We start from the raw sequence: 23,888 nt of genomic DNA on the forward strand, positions 1-23,888 counted from the left end.
CCGGAGGTAGCCTGTGGACAGCATGACGGATACCCATCAGCAGGACGAACAGACCATCCACGACGACAGCGCAGACGGTGTCGTCGAGCGAGTGCTGCGCAACGCCGACAAGCGCGCCGCCTCCTCCATCTTCGCGCCGGCACAGGCGATCCAGACCCGCTCGGTCGACGAGCAGGGCTGGGACGGCGACGGCGAACAGTACGACCGTGACGACCGCGCGGCGCTCCGCCGGGTCGGCGGTCTCTCCACCGAGCTCGAGGACGTCACCGAGGTCGAGTACCGGCAGCTCCGACTCGAGCGGGTCGTCCTGATCGGCGTGTACGCGCAGGGCGACGCCTCGGACGCCGAGAACTCCCTCCGCGAGCTGTCGGCCCTCGCCGAGACCGCCGGCGCCGTGGTGCTCGACGGGCTCCTGCAGCGCCGTCCGAACCCGGACCCCGCGACCTACCTCGGCAAGGGCAAGGCCCAGGAGCTGGCGATGGTCGTCAAGGCCACCGGGGCGGACACGGTGATCGCCGACACCGAGCTCGCGCCCTCACAGCGCCGTGCACTCGAGGACGTCGTCAAGGTCAAGGTCATCGACCGCACGGCCGTGATCCTCGACATCTTCAGCCAGCACGCCTCCACGCGGGAGGGCAAGGCGCAGGTCGAGCTCGCGCAGCTCCAGTACCTGCTGCCGCGTCTGCGTGGTTGGGGTGAGTCGATGTCCCGACAGGCTGGTGGTCAGGTCTCCGGCGGTGCGGGCATGGGTTCCCGTGGCCCGGGTGAGACGAAGATGGAGCTCGACCGCCGCAAGATCCACACCCGGATGGCGAAGCTCCGTCGGCAGATCGCCGGCTTCACCCCCGCCCGCGAGGCCAAGCGTGCCGAGCGGAACCGCAACGAGGTCCCCAGCGTCGCGATCGCCGGCTACACGAACGCCGGCAAGTCGTCGCTGCTCAACCGCCTGACGAGCGCTGGAGTGCTGGTGCAGAACCAGCTGTTCGCGACGCTGGACTCGACGGTCCGCAGAACGAGCACCGCGAAGGGTCGCGAGTTCACGTTCACCGACACCGTCGGGTTCGTCCGCAACCTGCCGCACCAGCTGGTCGAAGCGTTCCGCTCCACCCTCGAAGAGGTCGGCGACGCCGACGTCATCGTGCACGTGGTCGACGGCTCGCACCCGGACCCGGCGGCACAGCTGGCCACGGTCCGCGAGGTCATCGGCGACGTCGGCGCCCGCGACGTCCCCGAGGTCGTCGTCTTCAACAAGTCCGACCTGGTCGACGACACGCAGCGGATGCTGCTCCTCGGGCTCGCGCCGGACGCCGTGTTCGTCTCCGCCCGCACGGGCGAGGGCATCCCGGAGCTCCTCGACGCCATCGAGGAACGGCTGCCGGAACCCGACGTCGAACTGACCGTGGTCCTGCCGTTCTCGCGCGGAGACCTGGTGTCGCAGCTGCACGACTCCGGCGCGGTCGAGTCGCTCGACTACGTCGAGGAAGGCACACGCCTGCGGGTGCGGGTCTTCCAGCGCGAGGTCGCCGAGCTCGACCCGTACGTGGTCGCGCCCACCCCGTCCGCCTGACGGCTGGTCCGACGGGAGGCGCGGTGCCGGCTGGCACCGCGCCTCCCGTCGTTCGCGCTGCCGGCCGGACGCGATCCGCAGAACGCAACGAGGGCGGCTCCCCGCAACGTGATCCCGTTGCGAGGAGCCGCCCTCGTTGCGTGTTGCGGGGTCAGAGGGAGCGGAGGACCGCCACCACCTTGCCGAGGACCGTCGCCGCGTCGCCGAGGATCGGTTCGAACGCGGTGTTGCGGGGGAGCAGCCAGGTGTGGCCGTCGCGCTGCCGGAAGACCTTGACCGTGGCTTCCTCGTCGAGCATCGCGGCGACGACGTCGCCGTTCTCGGCCGTCTGCTGCGACCGGACCACGACCCAGTCGCCGTCGCAGATCGCGGCGTCGATCATCGACTCGCCGACGACCTTGAGCATGAAGAGGTCGCCCGTACCGACCAGCTGACGGGGAAGCGGGATGATCTCGTCGACGTGCTGCTCAGCGGTGATCGGGACACCCGCGGCGATGCGTCCGACCAGGGGGACGAGGGTCGTGGCGTCGACGTCGGGGCCGTCGGAGTCGGGGGTCGGCTCGTCGACCAGGACCTCGAGCGCGCGGGGACGGTTGGGGTCTCGGCGGATCCAGCCGCCGAGCTCGAGCTGCCCGAGCTGGTGGGACACGCTGGACAGTGAGGACAGGCCGGCTGCGTCGCCGATCTCGCGCATGCTCGGCGGGTAGCCCCGGCTCGCGATCGACGCTCGGATCGCGTCGAGGATCGACTGCTGCTTCGCCGTCAACGGTTTCTGTCCGCGCAGTTCGTCCGCCACGTCTCGCCCTTCGTCCGGAGTGGAACCGTGCCCCGCGGGAATGTCAGTGGTCCCGGCAAGACTTGCTCCAGTCGATCGAAACAGTATCCGACCGTGACATGTCGGACAAACACCTGTTCGAGCGTGTCGCAAGAAAAACCCCCACGAATCCCACACGAGGGGTTGTGCAACCTCCGAGTCGAACGTATGTTCGGTACACGGCTTCGGACGGCCACGACGGTCGACCGACACCAAGGCAAGCAGGAAGGCAACGACATGAGTACCAACGCCATCGCGGACATGCAGCACACCGCAGCACCCGTCGCGCGCACGCGCCTCCGTCTCACCCGTCGCGGGCGAGTGGTCTTCACCACCCTCGCGGCTGTCCCCGTCCTGCTCTGCGTGGGCATCGCGATGTTGAACGGCGGCCAGGCCTCGGCCGGTGACCGTGCGGCGAACGTGCACTTCGACACCGTGACGATCCAGCCGGGCGAGACGCTGTGGCAGGTCGCCGAGGACACCGCGCCGAACTCCGACCCCCGTGACTTCATCCAGGACGTCGTGAGCCTCAATGCCCTGAACGGGTCCGCGGTGCAGGCCGGGCAAGAGATCTCGATCCCCACGCAGTACGAGCACTGACGCGGCACTGAGAGTCGGGCATTCCGCAGACGTTCGCCCGTGGCGTGACCGTCCGGACGGCCGGTGGGCATGCGGGCAGCGCGGCCTACGATGGATCGGTGGCAATCACGCTCGAAGACCTCCCCATCCGAGACGACCTCCGCGGGCAGAGCCCCTACGGCGCCCCGCAGAAGCACGTCCGCGTGCAACTCAACGTCAACGAGAACACGCATCCAGTGCCGCAGGACGTGGCCGACGACATCGTCGCCTCGATCCGTCAGGCGCTGGCAACCGTCAACCGCTACCCGGACCGCGAGTTCACCGAGTTGCGGGAGTCCCTCGCCGGGTACCTCGGACACGGTCTGGGTGCCGAGTCGATCTGGGCAGCGAACGGGTCGAACGAGGTCATCCAACAGCTGCTCCAGGCGTTCGGCGGTCCGGGGCGCAGCGTGCTCGGGTTCCCGCCCACCTACTCGATGCACTCGATCATCGCGTCGAGCACGGGCAGCCGCTGGATCGCGGCCGAGCGGGACGCCGAGTTCCGCATCTCTCCCGAGACCGCGGTCGCCGCGGTGCGTGCGCACCAGCCCGACCTCGTGTTCCTCTGCGGGCCGAACAACCCGACGGGCACGCCCCTCGACCTCGCGACCATCGAGGCCGTCTACGAGGCCACCGACGGCATCGTGATGGTCGACGAAGCCTACGCCGAGTTCATGCCCGCCGGCCAGCCGACGGCCCTCACACTGCTGCCCGGACGCCCGCGCCTGGTCGTCTCGCGGACGATGAGCAAGGCCTTCGCGTTCGCGGGCGCCCGGGTCGGCTACCTCGCCGCCGACCCGGCCGTGATCGACGCCCTGCGCCTGGTCCGCCTGCCGTACCACCTGTCCGCGCTGACGCAGGCCGCCGCGGTCGCCGCCCTCCGTCACGCCCCGGAGATGCTCCGCATGGTCGACGACATCCGCGGGCAGCGCGATCGGATGGTGACGGAGCTGCGGGCCATGGGGTACCAGCCGCACGAGACGTGGTCGAACTTCGTCCTGTTCGGGGGCGTCGCCGACCCGCGTGCTGCGTTCGAGTCCCTGCTGGAGCGGGACGTGATCGTGCGTGACCTCGGCATCTCGAACCACCTGCGTGTCAGCGCCGGCAAGGCGGAAGAGACGACCGCGTTCCTCGACGCGATGCGCGAGGTCGCCGCCGAGCAGCCGCCCGTTAGGGTTGGAGCATGACCGCGCGCACCGCCGAGATCACCCGCTCGACGAGTGAGTCGACCGTCTCCCTGTCGCTCGACCTCGATGGCACCGGCACCTCCGAGATCTCGACGAGCGTGCCGTTCTTCGACCACATGCTCACCGCCTTCAGCAAGCACTCGCTGATCGACCTGCGCGTGCAGAGTTCGGGCGACACCGACATCGACGTGCACCACACGGTGGAGGACACCGGCATCGTCCTGGGCCAGGCGCTCCGTCAGGCCCTCGGTGACCGCGCGGGCATCGGTCGCTACGGCGACGCCCTCGTGCCGCTCGACGAGGCACTGGCCCAGGCGGTCGTCGACGTCTCCGGTCGTCCGTACCTCGTGCACACCGGAGAGCCCGCCGGCTTCGAGTTCCACCGGATCGGCGGACACTTCACCGGGTCCATGGTCCGGCACGTGTTCGAGGCGATCACGATGAACGCCGGTATCACGGTCCACGTCCGCGTCCTCGACGGCCGCGACCCCCACCACATCGCGGAGGCCGAGTTCAAGGCCTTCGCCCGCGCGATGCGCCGCGCCGTCGAACTCGACCCGCGCGTCGACGGCATCCCGTCCACGAAGGGCACGCTGTGAGCACCACCCGCCCGAACGTCGTCGTCCTCGACTACGGCTCCGGCAACGTCCACTCGGCGGCGAAGGCACTCGAACGTGCCGGGGCCGACGTCACCCTGTCGAACGACAAGCAGACGGCCCTGGCGGCCGACGGTCTGCTCGTTCCCGGGGTCGGCGCGTTCGCCGCGGTCGTCGACCAGCTCGAAGGGGTCCGCGGCGGCGAGATCGTCGACCACCGTCTGGCCGGTGGCCGTCCTGTGCTCGGCATCTGCGTGGGCATGCAGGTGCTCTTCGCCCGCGGCGTGGAGCGTGGTGCCGACGTCGAGGGCCTCGGACAGTGGCCGGGTGTCGTCGAGCCGATCAAGGCCGACGTCCTGCCGCACATGGGATGGAACACGGTCCAGGCGCCCGAGGACTCGGTGCTCTTCGACGGCCTCCGCGACGAGCGGTTCTACTTCGTGCACTCCTACGGGGTCACCGACTTCCCGCTCGACGCCTACGGTCCGTTCCGCGCCCCGAAGCTGACGTGGGCCGAGCACGGGGAGCGCTTCGTCGCCGCCGTCGAGAACGGCCCGTTGAGCGCCACGCAGTTCCACCCGGAGAAGTCCGGCGAGCCGGGCATCCGCCTCCTCCGCAACTGGGTCTCGTCGCTGTGACCCCCGATCCCGACGGGACCATGACCGAGCTCTCCACCACCCAGCCCCTCGTCCTCCTGCCCGCGGTCGACGTCGTCGACGGCCAGGCGGTGCGCCTCACCCAGGGCGAAGCCGGCAGCGAGACGGGGTACGGCGACCCGGTCGCTGCCGCGCGCACCTGGCGGGACCAGGGTGCCGAGTGGATCCACCTCGTGGACCTCGACGCCGCGTTCGGCCGGGGTGACAACCGACGGGTCATCGCCCACGCCATCCGGGAGGTCGAGGGCGTGTCCGTCGAGCTCTCCGGCGGCATCCGCGACGACGCGTCGCTCGAGGCCGCTCTGGCGACCGGTGCGGCCCGGGTCAACCTCGGTACCGCCGCGCTGGAGAACCCGGACTGGGCGGCCCGTGTGATCGGGCAGTACGGCGAGCAGATCGCCGTCGGGCTCGACGTCCGCGGGACCACCCTGGCCGCCCGCGGGTGGACCGAGGACGGCGGGGACCTCTGGGAGGTGCTCGACCGGCTCGAGGACGCCGGATGTGCCCGGTACGTGGTCACCGACGTGACGAAGGACGGCACCCTGCAGGGTCCGAACGTCGACCTGCTCCGCCAGGTCTGCGACCGCACCGACCAGCCCGTGGTGGCCTCGGGTGGCATCTCGACGCTCGACGACCTCCGCGCGCTTCGTACGCTCGTGCCGCACGGGCTCGAGGGCGCGATCATCGGCAAGGCCCTGTACACGGGCGCGTTCACGCTGCCGGCCGCACTCGACATCGCGTCGGAGTAGTCCCGTGGCGGGCATCTCGAACGGTCGGGGTGCCGGCCCTGACCCAGACGAGCAGGCAGCAGACCGGCAGGCAGCAGACCAGCAGGCGGCGCACGACCACGCTGGCGACTCCGCCGGCAACCCGTGGGCCGGCCGCACGTTCGACGCGCACGACACGACCTTCACCGAGGACGACGGCCTGGCCGATCCCGCCGTCGTCGCCGCGATCACCGCGGTCGCGTCCGGAGGCCCGCACGGCGCGGTCGTCGACGCCCTCCGCACCGCACGGCTGCTCATCCCGCTCGTCGCCGAGGCCGGTGACGTCGGCGAGACGCCGGACGGCCGCATCGTCGACAAGACCCAGGAGCTCTCGATCGTCACGGTCGCGGGCCCCGACGGTCGTGCGGTGATGCCGGCGTTCACCTCGGTCGAGGCGATGCGCGCCTGGGACGTGGACGCCCGACCCATACCGGTCGAGTCGCGCCGGGTCGCGATGGCCGCCGCGAGCGAGGACACGCAGCTCGTCGTGCTCGACCCGACGGCAGCGACGGAGTTCGTGCTCCGCCGCCCCGCGGTGTGGGCGCTCGGACAGGACCTCCCGTGGACGCCGTGCTCCGAGGACCCGGAGGTCGCGCAGGCCTTCGCCGGCACGATCGAGACCGAGCCGGCCGTGGTCCGCGTCGAGCTGTCGCCGGGGGACCCGCTGTCGCGGTTCGCCGGGCCCGAGTTGACGGTCGGCCTCCGACTCATCGCCGGCCTCGACCGCGAACAGATCACCGACCTCGTCGGGCGCCTGCAGCAGCGGTGGGCCACCGATCCGGTCATCGCGGAACGCGTCGACAGCATGCGCGTCGCCCTCCGCGCCGCCTGATGCCGGCTCTCCGACGGCCGGGAGGCCCGTGGCCCGTCCGCCTCGTCGGCCACCGCCCGGCGGTGCGGCCCGGTCCGGCGCGACTGCGCCGGTACGATGGCCCGGTGAGCAGCATCCCGACGACAGCCTCCGGTACCGGCGACATCGTCACGGGTCCGACCGGTCGGCCCGTGCGGTCGTTCCCCGTGCCGGAAGAGCTGGACGGCCACGGTCCCGCCCGCATCATCTCCCTGTGCAACCAGAAGGGCGGGGTCGGCAAGACCACCACCGCCATCAACCTCGGTGCCGCGCTCGCCGAGTACGGCCGCCGTGTCCTGGCGGTCGACTTCGACCCGCAGGGCGCCCTGTCCGCCGGTCTCGGTGTCCGGACGCACGACATCCCGACGGTCTACGACCTGCTGATGGGTGCCGTGAAGGACCCGAACCAGGTCATCCAGCCGACGAACGTGCCGCTGCTCGACGTCATCCCGGCGAACATCGACCTGTCCGCGGCCGAGGTGCACCTGGTCAACGAGGTCGCCCGCGAGCAGATCCTGGCGAGCGTCCTGCGGAAGGTGTCGAACGACTACGACGTCATCCTCATCGATTGCCAGCCGTCCCTCGGGCTGCTCACCGTGAACGCGCTCACCGCGGCGCACGGCGTGCTCATCCCGCTCGAGTGCGAGTTCTTCGCGCTGCGCGGTGTCGCGCTGCTCATCGAGACGATCGACAAGGTGCGCGACCGGCTGAACCCGGCGCTGGTGCTCGACGGCATCCTCCCGACGATGTACGACTCGCGGACGCTGCACTCGCGCGAGGTCATGGAGCGTGTCGTCGAGACGTTCGGCGACAGCGTCCTCGACACCGTCATCGGGCGCACCGTGAAGTTCCCGGACGCGACCGTCTCGGCGCGACCGATCACGCAGACGGCTCCGGACCACGCTGCGGCCCATGCCTACCGGCAGCTGGCCCGAGAGCTCGTCCAGCGTGGCGCCGTCGCCTGAGGACCCGGCCACGAGCCTCCCGTCCGACGCAGCCGGACACGCCGAGAGCGCGACCGACGCGCCGGTCGGCACCACGACCGCACCCGGGTTCCGGGTGCGCCTCAGCAACTTCGACGGGCCGTTCGACCTGCTGCTGTCGCTCATCACGAAGCACGAGCTCGACATCACCGAGGTCGCCCTGAGTGCCGTCACGGGCGAGTTCATCGCGTACGTCCGGCAGGCCGAGTCGAGCGACGAACTCGACGAGGCGAGCGAGTTCCTGGTCGTCGCCGCGACGCTGCTCGACCTGAAGATCGTCGGGCTGCTGCCGCAGGGCGAACTCGTCGACGCCGAGGACGTGGCCCTGCTCGAAGCCCGCGACCTGCTGTTCGCCCGACTGCTGCAGTACCGGGCGTTCAAGCAGGCCGCGGAGTGGTTCGGTGACCGCTGGGGCGCTGAGTCGCGACGACACGTGCGGAGCGTCCGGCTCGAGGAACGGTTCCGTGCTCGGACGCCCGAGCTGGTGTGGACCCTGTCCGTGCAGGACTTCGCGGCGATGGCGGCGCTGGCCTTCGCACCGCGCGAGATCCCGACCGTCGGCCTCGACCACCTGCACGCCCCCGCGGTGAGCATCCGGGAGCAGGCCGCCATCGTGGTGTCGGTCCTCCGCACCCGCGCCGACGAGGGGTCGCCGGACGTCACGTTCCGCGAACTCATCGCCGGGGTCGACCAGGCGGGTATCGTGGTGGCTCGTTTCCTCGCGATCCTGGAGCTGTACCGGAACGCCTCCATCTCGTTCGAACAACTCGAACCGCTCGGGGAACTCGTCCTCCGGTGGACCGCGCTCGACTGGACGGACGAGAGCCTCGCGAACCTGGGAGCCGACTATGACGGATGACGTGCACGCGCACGGCGCTCGGTCGCGCGCCGGAGGATCAGCCGAGCCGGGCGGTGCGGACGAGATCGAGGACGCCCGCGCCCTCGAGTCGGAAATCCGTGCCGCGGCCGCGGAGCGCTCACCTGACACCTCGCCCGTCGACGTGCCGCCCGTCGCGGCGCCGGTCGACCGGCAGCTCGAAGCCATCCTGATGATCGCCGACCAGCCGCAGTCCCTCGTCGCGCTCGCCGCCGCCGTCGGCGCGCCGGTGCCCGTCGTCCGACAGGCTGTCGACCGCCTCGTCGCGGACTTCGACGGCGTCGAGGGGACGGTCCGCCGCGGCTTCGAGCTCCGCGAGGTCGGCGGTGGTTGGCGGTTCTACGTCCGCGCCGAACTCGACGCCGTCGTCGAGCAGTTCGTCGAGGCCGAGCGCCCCGCCCGGTTGTCCCAGGCGGCGCTCGAGACCCTCGCCGTGGTCGCCTACAAGCAGCCGATCACCCGCTCCCAGATCGCCGCGATCCGGGCCGTCAACGTCGACGGCGTGGTCCGGACGCTCGTCGCGCGCGGCCTCATCGAGGAGTCGTTCACCGACTCCGAGACCGGCGCCATCAACTACGTCACCTCCGAGCTGCTGCTCCAGCAGCTCGGCATCAACTCGCTCGACGAGCTTCCGCTCATCTCGCCCCTCCTGGAGGACGGCGCGGACGGTTTCGGGCAGACCGAAGGGATCCCCGATGGCCGGGTTTGACCAGAACGACCGTGCACGACGAGACGACGACCGCCGCGGCGGGGGTCGCCCGGGCGGTGACCGGCCGGGAGGCTCGGGTCGCCGTGACGACGCACCCCGCGGACGCGACGGGGCCGGCTCCGGCGGGTACCGCGGACGCGACGACCGGGCCGCGGGCGGCGACCGTGGCGGGTACCGCGGCGGGGACGACCGTTCCTCCGGGGGGTACCGCGGGCGCGATGACCGGGCCGGCGGCGGCGACCGTGGGGGGTTCCGCGGGCGTGACGAGCGTGGTGGGGACCGTCCGACGGGTGGGTTCCGCGGGCGTGACGAGCGTGGTGGGGACCGTCCGACGGGTGGGTTCCGCGGGCGTGACGAGCGTGGTGGGGACCGTCCGACCGGAGGGTTCCGTGGCGGCGACGACCGGAGCAGTGGCGGGTACCGCGGTCGTGACGACCGTTCCTCCGGCGGGTTCCGTGGACGTGACGAGCGTGGTGGGGACCGCCCGACCGGCGGCTTCCGCGGCCGCGACGAACGTGGTGGGGACCGTCCGACCGGCGGCTTCCGTGGGCGGGACGAGCGTGGTGGGGACCGTCCGACCGGAGGGTTCCGTGGCGGCGACGACCGGAGCAGTGGCGGGTACCGCGGTCGTGACGACCGTTCCTCCGGCGGGTTCCGTGGACGTGACGAGCGTGGTGGGGACCGCCCGACCGGCGGCTTCCGCGGCCGCGACGAACGTGGTGGGGACCGTCCGACCGGCGGCTTCCGTGGGCGGGACGAGCGTGGTGGGGACCGTCCGACCGGAGGGTTCCGTGGCGGCGACGACCGGAGCAGTGGCGGGTACCGCGGTCGTGACGACCGTTCCTCCGGCGGGTTCCGTGGACGTGACGAGCGTGGTGGGGACCGCCCGACCGGCGGGTTCCGCGGCCGCGACGAACGTGGCGCAGATCGGCCGACCGGTGGCTACCGTGGCCGCGACGAGCGCAGCACGGGTGACCGTGGTGGGTACCGCGGTGGTGACGACCGCACCAGCGGTGGGTACCGCGGGCGGGACGACCGTCCCTCCGGCGGGTACCGCGGTGGCGACGACCGCACCAGCGGTGGGTACCGCGGACGTCCGGACCGTGACACGCGCGGTGCCGACCGACGCAGCGACGACCGTGGCGGCTTCGTGAGCCGTGACGACGATCGCGGCCGCTTCGTGCGCCGCGACGACTCCGGCGACCGCCGCACCGCCGGACGGGACGAGCGTGGTGGGTACCAGGGACGCGACTCCCGTGGCGGCCGTGACGACCGTGGTGGCCGGGACGAGCAGCGCGGTGGGTACCAGGGACGCGACTCGCGCGGTGGCCGTGACGACCGGGGTGGCCGTGACGAGCAGCGCGGCGGGTACCGCGGGCGTGACGACCGCGGGGCCTCCCGCCGCCCGGACGACCGTGGAGCCGAGCGTGGCAGCGACCCCCGCCGCGAGGACCGCCGGAGCCCGGACGGCGCCCCGAGCAGCGTGTGGCACAACGGCCGCCGCTACGTCGGTGGCACGACGAGCCCCCGCAACGACCCGGCACGCAAGAGGACCACGCCGCTCCCGGCCGGGGAGCGCGACGACGCCGGTCGCCCCGCCGAGGGCACGCCCGAACGCCCGATCATCCCCGACTGGGACCCGGCGGACGGGACGGCGACCGACGGGGGCGAGCCGGACCTCCAGGAAGGCGGTGAGCGCCTGCAGAAGGTGATCGCCGCTGCGGGTGTGGCGAGCCGACGGGTCGCCGAGAACCTGATCTCGGAGGGCCGCGTCACGGTGAACGGCGAGGTCGCCGACATGCTCGGACGCCGCGTCGACCCGGACACCGACGAGGTCGCGGTCGACGGTGTGCCGGTGCAGACCGACACCTCTCGGCGGTACGTCGTGCTCAACAAGCCGACCGGTGTGGTGTCGAGCATGCAGGACGAGCACGACCGTCCCGACCTGTCACAGTTCGTCGACCAGTTCGAGGAGCGGCTGTTCAACGTCGGCCGCCTCGACTTCGACACCGCCGGGCTGCTCATCCTGACCAACGACGGCGGGCTCGCCCACGTCCTGGCACACCCGTCCTTCGGCGTGACGAAGACCTACGTCGCGAAGGTCGACGGCAACATGGTCCCCTCCACGCTGCAGCTGCTGCTCGACGGCATCGAGCTGGAGGACGGCCAGATCGCCGCCGACAAGGCACGGCTGCTCGAGTCCTCGCGCGGGGAGTCGCTCGTCGAGATCACGCTGCACTCCGGCCGCAACCGCATCGTCCGCCGCATGCTCGAAGCCGTCGGACACCCGGTGGTCGAGCTCGTCCGCCGGTCGTTCGGACCGCTGCAGCTCGGCAGCCTGGCGCCGGGTGAGGTGCGTGAGCTGACCACGGTCGAACTCGGCAAGCTGCTCGGCATCGCCCGGACCGCGGACACCCGCACCGGGGACGACGACGCGGAGAGCACGGACTGACCGTCGCGGACCGACAGCGACACGGACGGCGCCGGGACCGGTGGGGACTTCTCCACAGGCCCGGCGCCGTCCTGCTGCCCGGCACCCGCGCTCGATAGGCTTGCCCGGTGACCGACGCCAGCACGACCGCGACCGACAGCCGCCTGTCGCGCGCCGAGACCGACCGGCGCGTCCGCGGGCCGGTGCGGATCGTCGGGGCCGGACTGCTCGGCGCCTCCATCGGACTTGCGCTGCGCGACAAGGGCGTGGACGTCGTCCTCGACGACGTCTCCCCGGCCGCGCTGGCGCTCGCCGTCGACTACGGCGCCGGACGACTCCCGGCACCGGGTGACGACCCCGAACTCATCGTGGTCGCCGTGCCGCCGGACGTCACCGCGACCGTCGTGGAACGCGAACTCCGCGCGCACCCGGACGCCGTCGTCACCGACGTCGCGAGCGTCAAGTCCGGGCCGCTCGACCGACTCCGCGCCGCCGGAGCGGACGTCTCCCGGTACATCGGCTCGCACCCGATGGCGGGCCGCGAACGCAGCGGTCCGACCGCCGCCCGCGCCGACCTGTTCATCGGTCGCCCCTGGGTCATCGCCGGACACGACGACATCAGCCACCAGCGCGCAGCCGTGGTCGAGCACCTGGCACTCGACCTCGGCGCGACCGTCGTCCCGATGGACCCCGAGTCGCACGACCGGGCCGTCGCCGTGGTGTCGCACGCGCCCCAGCTGGTGGCGACGCTGATGGCCTCACGTCTGCGGGACGCCCCCGGCGAAGCGCTCGGTCTGGCGGGCGGCGGCGTCCGAGACGTCACGCGCATCGCCGCGAGCGACCCCGGGCTGTGGGTGCAGATCATCGGAGCCAACGCCGAGCACATCCGGCCGGTGCTCGCCGACCTCCGCGACGAACTCGACCGGGTGCTCATCGCGCTCGCCGACCCAGCCGCAGCCGGGTCGCCTCGGGCGATCGCCGAGACCATGGCCTCGGGCAACCGCGGGGTCGAACGGCTGCCCGGCAAGCACGGGTCCACCGCACGGTTCGCCCAGGTCGTCGTCCTCATCGACGACCGACCCGGGCAGTTCGCCGAACTCCTCACCACCATCGGGGAACTCGGCATCAACCTCGAGGACCTGCGCCTCGAGCACTCGCCCCGGGCGCAGATCGGCATCGTCGAGGTGTCGGTCGTCCCGGAGCACGAACAGCGACTCGTCGAGGAACTCGAGGGTCGCGGATGGAGGATCGCAGCAGCATGGGCCTGAACGACAACGACACCACGCTCGAGTCCGGCGTCATCGGCGGCCCGGACGCCCCCGACTCCGGACTGCCGAGCCCGACGGACCAGCCCGGGCCCCTCGGCGGCGGCGACGTCACCGGCGGTCCTGACGGGCAGGGTGCGGGCGAGCTCGGTTCGACCCGCGACCCGATGCCCGCCGGCCTGCCCGCCGGAGCGTTCGTGGCGAAGTTCGTCATCGCCGTGGACGGCCCTGCCGGCAGCGGCAAGTCCAGCGTCTCCCGCGCGGCGGCCCGTGCGCTCGGCTTCGGCTACCAGGACACCGGCGCCGCCTACCGCGCGCTCGCCTGGCACGCGCTGCAGCAGGGCGTCGACCTGGACGACCCCGTCGCGGTGGTCGCGGCCTTCGACTCCTTCGACTACGCGATCGGCACCGACCCCGACGACTACTTCGTCCGCGTCGGCGGTGTCGACGTCACCGACGCCATCCGGACGCCGGAGGTCACCGCGGCCGTGGCGCACATCGCGAAGCTGCCGGAAGTGCGCGCGAAGCTCGTGTCGCTCTTCCGCCAGGTGATGCGGATGGCCGACGGACAGGGCATCATCACCGAAGGACGCGACATCACGACGGTGGTCGCTCCGGACGCCGAAGTCCGGATCCTGTTGACCGCCGACGAATCCGTTAGGATGGCACGTCGGTCGGCGGAGGTCACGACGCAGTCGGCCGAAGAGACCTCGGCCGCCCTGGCCCGTCGGGACGCTGCGGACGCGAAGGTCGTCGACTTCATGAACGCCGCCGACGGCGTCACCACCCTCGACTCCACCGACCTCGACTTCGACCAGACCGTGCAGGCGGTGGTCGACCTGGCCCGCTCGGCCACGAACTGACGACAACCCGGCCACACGGCCGCACCTGAACCACGAACACGCGGCCCACCGGCCGCCGGCAAGGAAACCACCATGGCGCAGCTGGACGACCGAAGTGACGACGACTTCCCCGAGTACGACGACTCGCTCGGAGAGCGGCTCGCCGGCATCGACGACGCCGAAGCGGACCAGCGTGCAAGCGCGCTCCGCGCCGGCCTCGAGGACTACGACCTGGACGACGAGGACCTGGCACTCCTCGAAGCCGGCAAGCTCGGTGTCGACGGCGTCGCGTACCTGCCGGCACTGCCGGTGCTCGCGATCGTCGGCCGTCCGAACGTCGGCAAGTCGCAGCTCGTGAACCGCATCCTCGGCCGCCGCGAAGCCGTCGTGCAGGACACCCCCGGTGTCACCCGCGACCGCGTCAGCTACAAGGCCGAGTGGAACGACAAGCGCTTCACCATCGTCGACACCGGCGGGTGGGAGCCCGACGCGAAGGGCATCAACGCCTCGGTTGCCGCCCAGGCCGAGGTCGCGATCGACCTCGCCGACGCGGTGCTGTTCGTCGTCGACGTCACGGTCGGCATCACCGCGACCGACGAGCACGTCGTCAAGATGCTCCGCGGCACCGACCGCCCGGTCATCGTCGCCGCCAACAAGTCCGACGACGAGCGCCGTGACCTCGAGGCGTACGCGCTGTGGAACCTGGGCCTCGGTGAGCCCCACCCCGTGTCGGCACTGCACGGCCGTGGCGTCGCGGACCTCCTCGACCTCATCATCACGACGCTGCCCGACGTGTCCGCGGTCGCCAAGCAGGAGATCGGCGGCCCGCGTCGCGTCGCCATCCTCGGCCGTCCGAACGTCGGCAAGAGCTCCCTGCTCAACAAGGCCGCCGGTGAAGAGCGCGTCGTCGTCAACGAGCTCGCGGGCACGACCCGTGACCCGGTCGACGAGCAGATCGAGCTCGGCGGCAAGACCTGGCGCTTCGTCGACACCGCCGGCATCCGGAAGCGCGTCCACCTGCAGCAGGGCGCCGACTTCTACGCTTCGCTCCGCACCACCGCCGCGCTCGAGAAGGCCGAGGTCGCGGTCGTCGTCCTCGACGTGACCGAGCCGGTGTCCGTGCAGGACCTCCGCATCATCGACCTGGTCCTCGAGTCCGGTCGTGCCCTGGTCCTGGCGTACAACAAGTGGGACCTGCTGGACGACGAGCGTCGCCGCTACCTGGAGCGCGAGATCGAGCAGGACCTGGCGCACGTCGCCTGGGCCCCGCGCGTGAACATCTCCGCCCGCACCGGCCGCCACCTCGAGAAGCTCGTGCCGGCCCTCGAGACCGCGCTCGAGTCGTGGGACACCCGGATCCCCACCGGCAAGGTCAACGCCTTCGTCGCCGAACTGGTCCAGGAGCACCCGCACCCCGTCCGCGGCGGCAAGCAGCCCCGCATCCTGTTCGCCACGCAGGCGTCGAGCCAGCCGCCGACGTTCGTGCTGTTCACCTCGGCGTTCCTCGACCCGCAGTACCGCCGGTTCATCACCCGCCGTCTGCGCGAGGTCTGGGGCTTCGACGGCACGCCGATCGTCGTCAACATGCGAGTGCGCGAGCGCCGGAAGCGCTGAGCCGTCATGTCCGTGCCACGAGGGGAGCGATCGACGTCTCGACGTCGATGGCCTCTCGTGGCCGGGCTGGTGCTGCTCGTCGTGGTCGCCGCCGGCGCGGTCGTGCAGTGGTCGGCTGCGGACGGTGCAACGAAGTCGGCGTCGGTTCCTGACCCGTCCCCGAGTGCGGACGACGCCGGGATCTCGATCGGCCACGGGTTCATCCCGGACGAGCCGACCACGGGCGCCACCGGCGAGGCTCCGATGATCGATGCCGCGACCGGGCTCCCCGTCGACGACGCGCAGGCGTCGGGTCCGTGGTGGCGACGGGCACTGCCGATCGCCGGCGACCTCGTCCCCATCCGTGGCGAGGTCCGCGGGAACGTCCGCCTCGAGGTCGTCGGCGAACAGGTCGTCCAGATCACCCTGACCGGCGTGCAGGTGACGGCAGGGTCCGGTACGACCGGGTCGCACGTCGGTGCGGTGCGGGTCCAGCTGTCCTCGGGCGACGTCCTGGGGAGCGAACGAGCGCAGTGGACCGGCGACGACGTCCCCGCTGACTTCGGCTCGTTCACACCGGACGGCGAACACCCCGTACTGGTCATCGTCGACCCGCAGGACCTGCCGCCGGTGGTGCACTCCGTCCTGTTGGTCGATGCTGACACCGGGGACCTGCTCGGCGGCGCCGAGTTGCTCCCCGTCTTCTGACCGGGTGAGCACGGCGGGGGAGGGCGCGCCTCCCGGCAGACCGCACTCCGGCAGGCCGGACTCTCAGCCGCGTCGGCGGCCCGGGGCAGCAGCGAGCCGTCGGGTACGGCACGATGGGACGGTGACGCAGCGACCATCCGGCCTGGCAGCGACCGCTGACCGGGCGTGGAACCGGCTCCGCTTGGACCGCCTGGCCGGCGGCCGGCAGGGCGGCTACGTCATCCGCGAGGACATGCTCGCTCATCCCGACACGGTCCGCTCGTTCCGGTGGATCCGGTGGCTGCTCGTTGCCGAGACGATCGTCGGACTGACCGCGATCGTCGTCGCCGTGCTGCTGACCCGTGCCGGGCAGGTCGTCCCGTGGGCGGTGTGGTTCCGCGCGACGGTCGTGCTGATCATCACCCTGACGCTCTACGTGTTCGCGTGGCGGGCGCAACTCGGGTACTACTGGGCGTACCAGCGGCTGCGGCTCTTCAGCCGGGTCTTCCCGATCGTGACGCTGGTGATCGCGGCGATCCCGGGCCTCTACCCGTTCTGGATGGTCATCGAGCAGATCCTGTTCTCGGTGCTCATGGTCGGGATCGGCGACGTCCTGACGAGCGACCACATGCGACTCACGTTCCCGAAGCCGGCACGTCGGACTGTTCGGTAGCGGAGTGCGCTGCCGCCGTCCGTGTCGCGGCGAGCGAACCGAGCAGCGCGAGCCCGCGTGCCGACGGTGAGCCCGGCTCCGCGTGGTGCACGACGAGCAGTTGCCCGTCGGTGCCGCCGACGGCCAACTTCTCGCGGCGGAGTTCCAGGTCGCCGACCTCCGGATGCCACATCCGCACCGCGCCCCCACCGAGGGGCCGCACGTCGTGGCGGGCCCAGAGTTGCCGGAACTCCTCGCTGCCGAGGGAGAGCTCGCCGACCAGCTGGACGACGTCCGGGTCGTCGACGTCCGCTCCGATCGACGTCCGGAACGCGGCGACCATCCCCGCCCGCTGCTGTGGCCACTCCGGGTACCGCTCGACCTCGTCGTGGTCGAGGAACATCGTCCGCAGTCGGTTCTCGCCTGCTCGGAGGCCCGGGGCGAGTTCGGTCGCCAGGCTGTTCGCGGCGAGGACGTCGAACGCCCGGTTCTCGACGAAAGCCGGCAGCCCGATCACGTCGAGGAGCTGGCGGGTGCCGGCCGGCACCACCTGGCGGTGTGGGCGGGAGCGTCTGGCGGGGACGGTCGGGCGGATGCCAGCCAGGCCGAGCAGGTACGCGGTGGCGGTCGTGTCGAGCCCCAGGACCCGGGCGAGCGCCTCCAGGACCTGCGGTGAGGGGTTGCGGTCCCGCCCCTGCTCCAGGCGCAGGTAGTAGTCGGCGCTGACACCGGCGAGCGTCGCGACCTCCTCCCGGCGGAGGCCCGGGGTGCGTCGGACGCCCGTCACGCGGATGCCGACGTCCGCCGGCTGCACCAGCTCGCGGCGGGCGCGCAGGTGGTCGCCGAGGGGGTTGTCGCTCACGGTGCCGATCGTAGGCGCAGTGCCGGGGTCCGGTCCTGGTCCCCGTGGTCCCAGGATCGTCGGGGATCTGGGCAGCACGGGTGACGGGGAGCATCGTGGAGGCCATGACCACGACATCGCTCCCCGGCGGCACGTTCCGCCTCGCCGACGACCTCGAACTCACCCGCGTCGGGTACGGCGCCATGCAGCTCGCCGGACCGCACGTGTTCGGTCCTCCGGCCGACCGCGACGAGGCCGTCCGGGTGCTCCGGACTGCCGTCGAGCTCGGCATCACGCACATCGACACCGCTGAGTTCTACGGCCCGCACGTCACGAACGAACTCATCCGTGAAGCGCTCTCGCCCTACGAGGACGACGTGCACATCGTGACGAAGGTCGGATCGGTGCGGGATGCCGAGGGCAACTGGGTGCCGACCCGGCAGCCCGACGACCTGGTGGCGCAGGTGCACGAGAACCTCCGCACCCTGGGGCTCGAGCAGCTCGAGGTCGTGAACATCCGGATGGGCGGCTTCGATGCTCCGGAACCGGGCTCGATCGCCCCGCAGGTCGAGGCGCTCGCGCGCCTCCAGGCGGACGGGCTCGTCCGCCACATCGGTCTGTCGACCGTCAGCGCGGAGCAGCTCGCGGAGGCGCAGAGCTACGCACCGATCGTCTGCGTGCAGAACATGTACAACGTGGCACGCCGCGAGGACGACGCCCTCGTCGACCTCACCGCGTCGCAGGGCATCGCCTACGTGCCGTACTTCCCGCTCGGTGGGTTCTCGCCGCTGCAGTCCGGGGCACTCGACCGGGTCGCGGAGCGCCTGGAGGTCTCGCGCCTGACCGTCGCGCTGTCGTGGTTGCTCCAGCGCTCGCCGAACATGCTGCTGATCCCGGGGACGTCGTCGGTCGACCACCTGCGGGACAACGTGGCGTCCGCGGGCTTCGTGCTGCCGGGCGACGCCGTCGCCGAGCTCGACGCGATCGGTTCGGCCGGGTAGTCCGACCGGGGGCGGCCCGCCCTCGGTCCCGCCCGCCCAGTCCCGCGCGGCCGAGCGGGCCGGGCCGGGCGAACTGTCAGGCCACGGTGGCGAGCGCGAACGGCAGCACGGCCGACACCCCGGCCCGTCGGAGTTCCCGCCCGGCGACGGTCATCGTCCACCGGCTGTCGACCAGGTCGTCGACGAGCAGGACCGGCCCCGCGTGCGCCTGCAGCGCCGCCGCGAGCTCCGGTCCGACGACGAACGTGTCCCACACGCCGGACAGCCGGTAGGCGCTGTTCGTCGCACCGTCACCACGCGGCACCCCGCCCTCCCGGTCGAGGGTGCCGAGGTGCTGCAACCGACCGATCGAGGACAGCGCCTGGGCGAGCGAGGCGACGAGCTGCGGGCGGGAGCGCGAGGACATCGCGACGACACCGGTCGGTCGGGTCTCCCACGGCCAGTCCTTGAGCGCACGGACGCAGCCGTCGACGAGTTCGCGGGACACCGGTGCGTCCGGGGTCCCGTTCGCGAACAGGGCACGCAGCGGACCACCCCAGCCGAGGTCGGTGAGCCGGGCGACGGCCCGACCCGGAGCGACGAGTTCGCCGACCGGGATCTTGCCCTTGACCGCGACGCCCAGCGAGGACATGCCCGAGGGCCACTGCGCACGCGGGGCGATCTCGACGCCGACCTGGTCGAGGGCGTTCGCGGCACCCGTGCGGTCCGCGTCCGAGACGTCCGTCGGGTACCAGGCGCCGGCGCAGTTGTCGCACCGGCCACAGGGTTCCGCGGTGGGGTCGTCGAGGTCCTGCTGGAGCAGCTGCATCCGGCACGCGCTCGTGGACTCGTAGGTGAGCATCGACGCGGCCTCGGCGGCACGGGCGGCCGCGACCCGCTCGTAGCGGGCGGCGTCGTACTCCCACGGCCGACCGGTGGCGACCCAGCCGCCGCCGACCCGACGGACGGCGCCGTCGACGTCGAGCACCTTGAGGAGCAGTTCCAGCGTCGATCGCTTGATGTCGACGAGCCCTTCGAGGGCCACGGTCGACATCGCGGTGTCGACGGAGAGCGCGCCGAGCACCGCCGAGGCCCGGGACTCGGTCGGCATCGAGGCGCTGGCGAAGTACTGCCAGATCTCCTGGTCCTCACGCCCGGGCAGCAGCAGGACGTCGGCGTTGTCGGTGGCGCGGCCGGCACGACCGATCTGCTGGTAGTACGCCACGGGGGAGGACGGCGCCCCGATGTGCACGACGAAGCCCAGGTCGGGCTTGTCGAACCCCATGCCGAGGGCGCTCGTGGCGACCAGGGCCTTGAGTTGGTTGTCCTTCAGCTGCCCTTCGAGCTGCTCGCGTTCGTCGTTGTCGGTCCGGCCGGTGTAGGCGCGGACGGCGTACCCGGACTCCCGGAGGAGCCGGGCGATGTCCTCGGCCGCCGAGACGGTGAGCGTGTAGATGATGCCGCTGCCGGGCAGGTCGCCGAGGTGGGCGAGCAGCCAGCCGAGGCGGGCGCGGGCGTCCGGCAGGGTGAGCACACCGAGCCGCAGCGAAGCGCGGGCGAGCGACCCGCGGATGGTGAACACCGGGTCCTCGGGCCCGGCGGTCAGCTGTTCGGCGACGTCCTCCACCACCCGCTCGTTCGCGGTCGCCGTCGTCGCGAGGACCGGCACGCCGTGCGGCAGGGACCGGATGAGTTCGGCGAGGCGGCGGTAGTCCGGCCGGAAGTCGTGACCCCAGTCGGAGATGCAGTGCGCTTCGTCGACGACGAGCATGCCCATCCGCCCGATGAGCGCGGGCAGCTGTTCGTCACGGAACTTCGGGTTGTTCAGCCGTTCCGGGGAGACCAGCAGCACGTCCACCTCGTCCCGGGCGAGGGCTGCCTGGGTCTCCGTCCACTCGTGGGCGTTCGCGGAGTTGATCGAGACCGCTCGGACCCCGGCTCGGGCCGCTGCGGCGACCTGGTCACGCATCAGGGCGAGCAGCGGCGACACGAGGACGGTCGGCCCACCGCCCCGACGCCGGAGCAGCAGCGTGGCGAGGAAGTAGACGGCGGACTTGCCCCACCCGGTGCGCTGCACGACGAGCGCTCGCTGCCGGTGCTCGACCAGCGCGGAGATCGCCTCGAGCTGCCCCGGGTGGAAGACCGCATCGACCCGACCCGTCAGCGCCTGCAGGGCCTCCTGCGCCTCGGCCACGATGTCAGCAGAGGGCACCGCGTCAGCAGTCGGCACCGCGTCGGCAGACGGCACCGCAGCAGGCGGGACGGGGGAGGCAGCAGCTGAACTCATGCCCCCATGCTGTCAGGACCGACCGACGAACCCGGCCACGGGCCTCCAGTCCGTGGAGAACCCGCGACCGTTCACTGGTAGGTGACCAGCGAGGGCGTCGGCTGCACCTCGGACATGGTCTGCTCCGGCGTCAGCGTCGGGGTGTCCTCGTCGAAGAAGTTCTTCCACCCCGGCGAGCCATCCCGACACGCCGTTCACCTCCCGCGCGCTGACCGTACCGATCTCGAACGCGGGCGTCACGGGCACGTCGGACAGCCCGCGGTACTGCTCCGCCAGCTTCCGGGCCCGCGCGACACTCGCGGCCGGGTCCTGCTCGCCGAGGACGCCGAGCACCGGCGCCCCGGGCGCGCCGTAGAGAGCCGTGTACCGGTGGCCGTCGAACGGACGCTGCCCACCCCCGCCGATCCGGTACCCGGTCTGCGCGGCGCGGACCACCCACTCCGGATCGCCGAGGTCCGCGAACGACGCCCCGAGCAACAGCGTCGGCCGCCCCTGCGCACCGTGCATCGCGCGGACGACCGCCCCCGACGCAGCCGGGTCCGACACGCCCGAAGGCATCACCACCACCTGAGCGTCGGCAGCGCGGGCCGACGCCACCGCGGCAGCGTCGTCCGACCGGTCCGCGACGAGCACCGTCTGCCGGGAGGCCCGGCCCGCCTCCGCCCGCTGGCCCACCTCCGGCACGTCCCGCTCCTCGACCTGCGTGTCGAGGGTCACGTCGTCGAACGCCCGGTACCAGGACGCCCCGAGACGCTCGAGTTCGTCGGCCACGGCAGCGGTCGCCTCCTTCGATCCGGAGTCGACGAGCAGGGCCGGCACGTGCGCGCCGACCGCGGCGCTCGCCGCATCGCGGACGGCGTCGGCGTCTCCGGCGGGCGCGACGACAGCACCCGGCGCGGGTCGGAACAGGGCACGACTCGTCCGGACCGAACGGTCCGCGGCGGACCGTTCCGCTACCACGGTCACGGTGTCCGACGACGCCCGGGCGAGCGTTGGACGGGGGGTCGGAGCCGCAGCCGAACAGGCGGTCACCCCGAGCACCAGACCGGTCACAGCGAGCGCGAGCAGGGCCCGGGCGGGTCGAGAACGCATCGGGCCACCCTAGGAGCCGAGCCGACGTCACCCTGAGAACCGCATCCGTGCCGTCTCGTAGAAGGGGAACATGCACCGACAGGCCGACGACCGACCGATCATCGGGCCGGTGGCCGCTCCCGACCTGCACTGCATGACCCTCAACCTGCGCCGCAGCGTGCCCCGACCCACCGGCCACCCCGACTCGTGGGAACACCGCCGCGACGCCGTGGTGGCACTCGTCGCCTCCGAGGAGCCCACCGTCCTCGCCGTCCAGGAGGCCCTGCGCCCCCAGGCCGTCGACCTCGCCACCGGCATCGGGTCGCGCTGGGAAGCGGTCCTGCTCGGACGCGACCGTTTCGGCGACGGGGAGGCCGTCGGACTGCTGGTCGACACCGAGCGCTGCACCGTCGTCGAGCGCCGGTCGTGGGCGATGTCCCGCACACCGTTGCGCCCCGGCTCCCGCTCATGGGCGACCGCCTTCCCCCGGCACGCGGTCGGGGCCGTCCTCGACGACCATGCAACCGGACGACGGTTCCTGGCACTGGCCACGCACCTCGACGTCGCATCGCCCTGGGCCCGACTCCGCTCGGCGCAACTGCTCGGCCGGATCGTCGCCCAGTCCGGCCTGCCCGCCGTCGTGATGGCCGACTGCAACGCGTCGGCCGGGTCGGCACCGTGGCGAGCACTGGCGGAGGCGGGCATCACGGACACCTGGAGGCGGGCCTCCCGCCTGGAGACGGCGGAACTCGGCACGTACGCCGCCTACCGGGAGCCGCGCGCCGACAAGCCGCGCATCGACGGCGTGTTCGCCACCGCGGACGCCGTGGTGTCCCGCGCCGCGATCTCGACCCGGCGGCCCGGGGGAGTGTGGCCGTCCGACCACCTCGCCGTGCACGCCGTGCTGTCCTTCGGGGCAACCGCGTGATCGACACCTTCGGGCCGACGTTCCTCCGACGGCCGCACGGCGCCGTCTGGGCCGCAGACGTGCTGCGGATCGTCACCCTGGTGAGCGTGCCCGTCGCCGCCGTGGGCTGGGGAGCGGTCGCGTTCGCCGTGACGACCCTCGCGCTCCTCGGCACCGTCGTTCCGCGCATGCTCGGGCTGCGACCGACGTTCGACGCGGCCGTCGTGCTGCTCTGCCTGGTCGCCGCCTGGAGCAGCGTGCTCGACTGGTACACGACCGTGTTCCTCTGGGACAAGCTCGTCCACGTCATCCTGGTCGGGCTGCTCGCGGCGTTGCTCGTCGTGATCGCCTCGGACGCCGGCGTCGTCGTCTCGGCCCCGCGCGCCGGCGTGCTGCTCTCCGCCCTCGTGGCGCTCGCCGCCGGGATGGCGATCGGCTCGGTGTGGGAGATCGGCGAGTGGCTCGGGCACAACCTCGTCGACGACACGATCTTCGTCGGGTACGACGACACCATCGGCGACCTGGCGGCGGACGGACTCGGGGCGTTGCTCGCCGGGTTCGCGCTGCCCTGGCTGTCGCGGGAGCGCCAGGTCGTCCAGCCGATGCACCTGCGGGGGTGACGCGCGCAGGTCCGTCGTCGTGGCGCGGTGGGGCTCCCGCTTCCGCTATGCTTGACGGGCTGCTCCACGCTCGGTCGGGTGTGGGGCG

The 23,888-nt window shown here is 72.1% G+C and carries 24 protein-coding genes; 19 read left to right on the forward strand and 5 right to left on the reverse strand.

Features of this window, described 5'->3' with window-relative positions:
- Nucleotides 1–22: 22 nt before the first annotated feature.
- On the forward strand, nucleotides 23–1,567 hold the full coding sequence (gene hflX, locus DEJ25_RS13960) for a GTPase HflX (protein WP_110904792.1): 1,545 nt from the start codon (nucleotides 23–25) through the stop codon (nucleotides 1,565–1,567).
- Between the two features lie 151 nt (nucleotides 1,568–1,718).
- Here hflX and lexA read toward each other — a convergent pair whose 3' ends face one another.
- Entirely contained in the window at nucleotides 1,719–2,363 is a 645-nt protein-coding gene (gene lexA, locus DEJ25_RS13965; RefSeq protein ID WP_110904756.1) for a transcriptional repressor LexA, read from the reverse strand.
- A gap of 255 nt (nucleotides 2,364–2,618) precedes the next feature.
- Between lexA and DEJ25_RS13970 the strand changes: the two genes are divergently transcribed.
- The 9 genes from DEJ25_RS13970 (at nucleotide 2,619) to scpB (ending at nucleotide 9,624) form a co-directional block, all read left to right on the forward strand.
- The gene (locus tag DEJ25_RS13970) at nucleotides 2,619–2,981 is read left to right on the forward strand and encodes a LysM peptidoglycan-binding domain-containing protein (RefSeq protein WP_111045100.1); all 363 of its coding nucleotides are present in this window, start codon (nucleotides 2,619–2,621) and stop codon (nucleotides 2,979–2,981) included.
- Between the two features lie 98 nt (nucleotides 2,982–3,079).
- Nucleotides 3,080–4,186 (forward strand): histidinol-phosphate transaminase, encoded by a 1,107-nt coding sequence (locus DEJ25_RS13975; protein WP_111045063.1) that lies wholly within the window; start codon nucleotides 3,080–3,082, stop codon nucleotides 4,184–4,186.
- The gene (hisB, locus tag DEJ25_RS13980) at nucleotides 4,183–4,785 is read left to right on the forward strand and encodes an imidazoleglycerol-phosphate dehydratase HisB (RefSeq protein WP_110904754.1); all 603 of its coding nucleotides are present in this window, start codon (nucleotides 4,183–4,185) and stop codon (nucleotides 4,783–4,785) included. The genes DEJ25_RS13975 and hisB overlap by 4 nt, the downstream gene beginning before the upstream one ends.
- Nucleotides 4,782–5,420 carry an imidazole glycerol phosphate synthase subunit HisH gene (gene hisH, locus DEJ25_RS13985; RefSeq protein WP_111045064.1) on the forward strand — a complete coding sequence of 213 codons (639 nt, stop codon included), beginning with the start codon at nucleotides 4,782–4,784 and terminating at the stop codon, nucleotides 5,418–5,420. The genes hisB and hisH overlap by 4 nt, the downstream gene beginning before the upstream one ends.
- A 20-nt stretch (nucleotides 5,421–5,440) precedes the next feature.
- Nucleotides 5,441–6,187, forward strand: a complete 747-nt coding sequence (gene priA, locus DEJ25_RS13990; protein WP_111045065.1) for a bifunctional 1-(5-phosphoribosyl)-5-((5-phosphoribosylamino)methylideneamino)imidazole-4-carboxamide isomerase/phosphoribosylanthranilate isomerase PriA — start codon at nucleotides 5,441–5,443, stop codon at nucleotides 6,185–6,187.
- A 4-nt stretch (nucleotides 6,188–6,191) separates the two neighbouring features.
- Entirely contained in the window at nucleotides 6,192–7,037 is an 846-nt protein-coding gene (locus DEJ25_RS13995; protein WP_111045066.1) for an SseB family protein, read from the forward strand.
- A 104-nt stretch (nucleotides 7,038–7,141) separates the two neighbouring features.
- Nucleotides 7,142–8,020 (forward strand): ParA family protein, encoded by an 879-nt coding sequence (locus tag DEJ25_RS14000; protein WP_110904750.1) that lies wholly within the window; start codon nucleotides 7,142–7,144, stop codon nucleotides 8,018–8,020.
- Nucleotides 8,004–8,897 carry a ScpA family protein gene (locus DEJ25_RS14005; protein WP_181427457.1) on the forward strand — a complete coding sequence of 298 codons (894 nt, stop codon included), beginning with the start codon at nucleotides 8,004–8,006 and terminating at the stop codon, nucleotides 8,895–8,897. Before DEJ25_RS14000 ends, DEJ25_RS14005 begins: the two co-directional genes overlap by 17 nt.
- Nucleotides 8,887–9,624, forward strand: coding sequence for an SMC-Scp complex subunit ScpB (gene scpB, locus DEJ25_RS14010; RefSeq protein ID WP_111045068.1), 738 nt, complete (start codon nucleotides 8,887–8,889; stop codon nucleotides 9,622–9,624). The genes DEJ25_RS14005 and scpB overlap by 11 nt, the downstream gene beginning before the upstream one ends.
- On the opposite strand, the gene DEJ25_RS16890 is transcribed toward scpB, so the two are convergent.
- On the reverse strand, nucleotides 9,551–11,116 hold the full coding sequence (locus tag DEJ25_RS16890) for a hypothetical protein (protein ID WP_220033228.1): 1,566 nt from the start codon (nucleotides 11,114–11,116) through the stop codon (nucleotides 9,551–9,553). The genes scpB and DEJ25_RS16890 overlap by 74 nt on opposite strands.
- A 207-nt stretch (nucleotides 11,117–11,323) precedes the next feature.
- On the opposite strand from DEJ25_RS16890, the gene DEJ25_RS16895 reads away from it, so the two are divergent.
- The 6 genes from DEJ25_RS16895 to DEJ25_RS14040 all read left to right on the forward strand — a co-directional run bounded on the left by DEJ25_RS16895 (nucleotide 11,324) and on the right by DEJ25_RS14040 (nucleotide 17,115).
- Nucleotides 11,324–12,076: a pseudouridine synthase gene (locus DEJ25_RS16895; protein WP_258366512.1), complete on the forward strand. Its 753-nt coding sequence runs from the start codon at nucleotides 11,324–11,326 to the stop codon at nucleotides 12,074–12,076.
- A gap of 107 nt (nucleotides 12,077–12,183) precedes the next feature.
- Nucleotides 12,184–13,323, forward strand: coding sequence for a prephenate dehydrogenase (locus tag DEJ25_RS14020; RefSeq protein WP_111045070.1), 1,140 nt, complete (start codon nucleotides 12,184–12,186; stop codon nucleotides 13,321–13,323).
- Between the two features lie 164 nt (nucleotides 13,324–13,487).
- Nucleotides 13,488–14,183, forward strand: a complete 696-nt coding sequence (gene cmk / locus DEJ25_RS14025) for a (d)CMP kinase (RefSeq protein WP_110904788.1) — start codon at nucleotides 13,488–13,490, stop codon at nucleotides 14,181–14,183.
- Between the two features lie 72 nt (nucleotides 14,184–14,255).
- On the forward strand, nucleotides 14,256–15,776 hold the full coding sequence (gene der / locus DEJ25_RS14030; protein ID WP_111045071.1) for a ribosome biogenesis GTPase Der: 1,521 nt from the start codon (nucleotides 14,256–14,258) through the stop codon (nucleotides 15,774–15,776).
- Between the two features lie 57 nt (nucleotides 15,777–15,833).
- Nucleotides 15,834–16,463, forward strand: coding sequence for a hypothetical protein (locus tag DEJ25_RS14035; RefSeq protein WP_111045072.1), 630 nt, complete (start codon nucleotides 15,834–15,836; stop codon nucleotides 16,461–16,463).
- Nucleotides 16,464–16,584: 121 nt separating this feature from the next.
- Entirely contained in the window at nucleotides 16,585–17,115 is a 531-nt protein-coding gene (locus tag DEJ25_RS14040; RefSeq protein ID WP_111045073.1) for a hypothetical protein, read from the forward strand.
- On the opposite strand, the gene DEJ25_RS14045 is transcribed toward DEJ25_RS14040, so the two are convergent.
- Nucleotides 17,078–17,956: a helix-turn-helix domain-containing protein gene (locus DEJ25_RS14045; protein ID WP_258366510.1), complete on the reverse strand. Its 879-nt coding sequence runs from the start codon at nucleotides 17,954–17,956 to the stop codon at nucleotides 17,078–17,080. The genes DEJ25_RS14040 and DEJ25_RS14045 overlap by 38 nt on opposite strands.
- Before the next feature lie 104 nt (nucleotides 17,957–18,060).
- On the opposite strand from DEJ25_RS14045, the gene DEJ25_RS14050 reads away from it, so the two are divergent.
- Nucleotides 18,061–18,936 carry an oxidoreductase gene (locus DEJ25_RS14050; RefSeq protein WP_111045101.1) on the forward strand — a complete coding sequence of 292 codons (876 nt, stop codon included), beginning with the start codon at nucleotides 18,061–18,063 and terminating at the stop codon, nucleotides 18,934–18,936.
- A 76-nt stretch (nucleotides 18,937–19,012) separates the two neighbouring features.
- Here DEJ25_RS14050 and DEJ25_RS14055 read toward each other — a convergent pair whose 3' ends face one another.
- Together DEJ25_RS14055 and DEJ25_RS14060 are read right to left on the reverse strand one after the other, a co-directional pair.
- Nucleotides 19,013–21,202, reverse strand: coding sequence for an ATP-dependent DNA helicase RecQ (locus DEJ25_RS14055; RefSeq protein ID WP_258366511.1), 2,190 nt, complete (start codon nucleotides 21,200–21,202; stop codon nucleotides 19,013–19,015).
- A 12-nt stretch (nucleotides 21,203–21,214) separates the two neighbouring features.
- Nucleotides 21,215–22,294 (reverse strand): hypothetical protein, encoded by a 1,080-nt coding sequence (locus DEJ25_RS14060; RefSeq protein ID WP_146240697.1) that lies wholly within the window; start codon nucleotides 22,292–22,294, stop codon nucleotides 21,215–21,217.
- 70 nt (nucleotides 22,295–22,364) lie between these two features.
- Here DEJ25_RS14060 and DEJ25_RS14065 point away from each other — a divergent pair, with 70 nt between their 5' ends.
- Both DEJ25_RS14065 and DEJ25_RS14070 read left to right on the forward strand, forming a co-directional pair.
- Nucleotides 22,365–23,201: an endonuclease/exonuclease/phosphatase family protein gene (locus DEJ25_RS14065; protein ID WP_110904741.1), complete on the forward strand. Its 837-nt coding sequence runs from the start codon at nucleotides 22,365–22,367 to the stop codon at nucleotides 23,199–23,201.
- Nucleotides 23,198–23,800 (forward strand): hypothetical protein, encoded by a 603-nt coding sequence (locus DEJ25_RS14070; RefSeq protein WP_111045075.1) that lies wholly within the window; start codon nucleotides 23,198–23,200, stop codon nucleotides 23,798–23,800. The genes DEJ25_RS14065 and DEJ25_RS14070 overlap by 4 nt, the downstream gene beginning before the upstream one ends.
- Nucleotides 23,801–23,888 lie beyond the last annotated feature (88 nt).

Source organism: Curtobacterium sp. MCPF17_011 (genome assembly GCF_003234145.1).
Taxonomy (GTDB): Bacteria; Actinomycetota; Actinomycetes; order Actinomycetales; family Microbacteriaceae; genus Curtobacterium.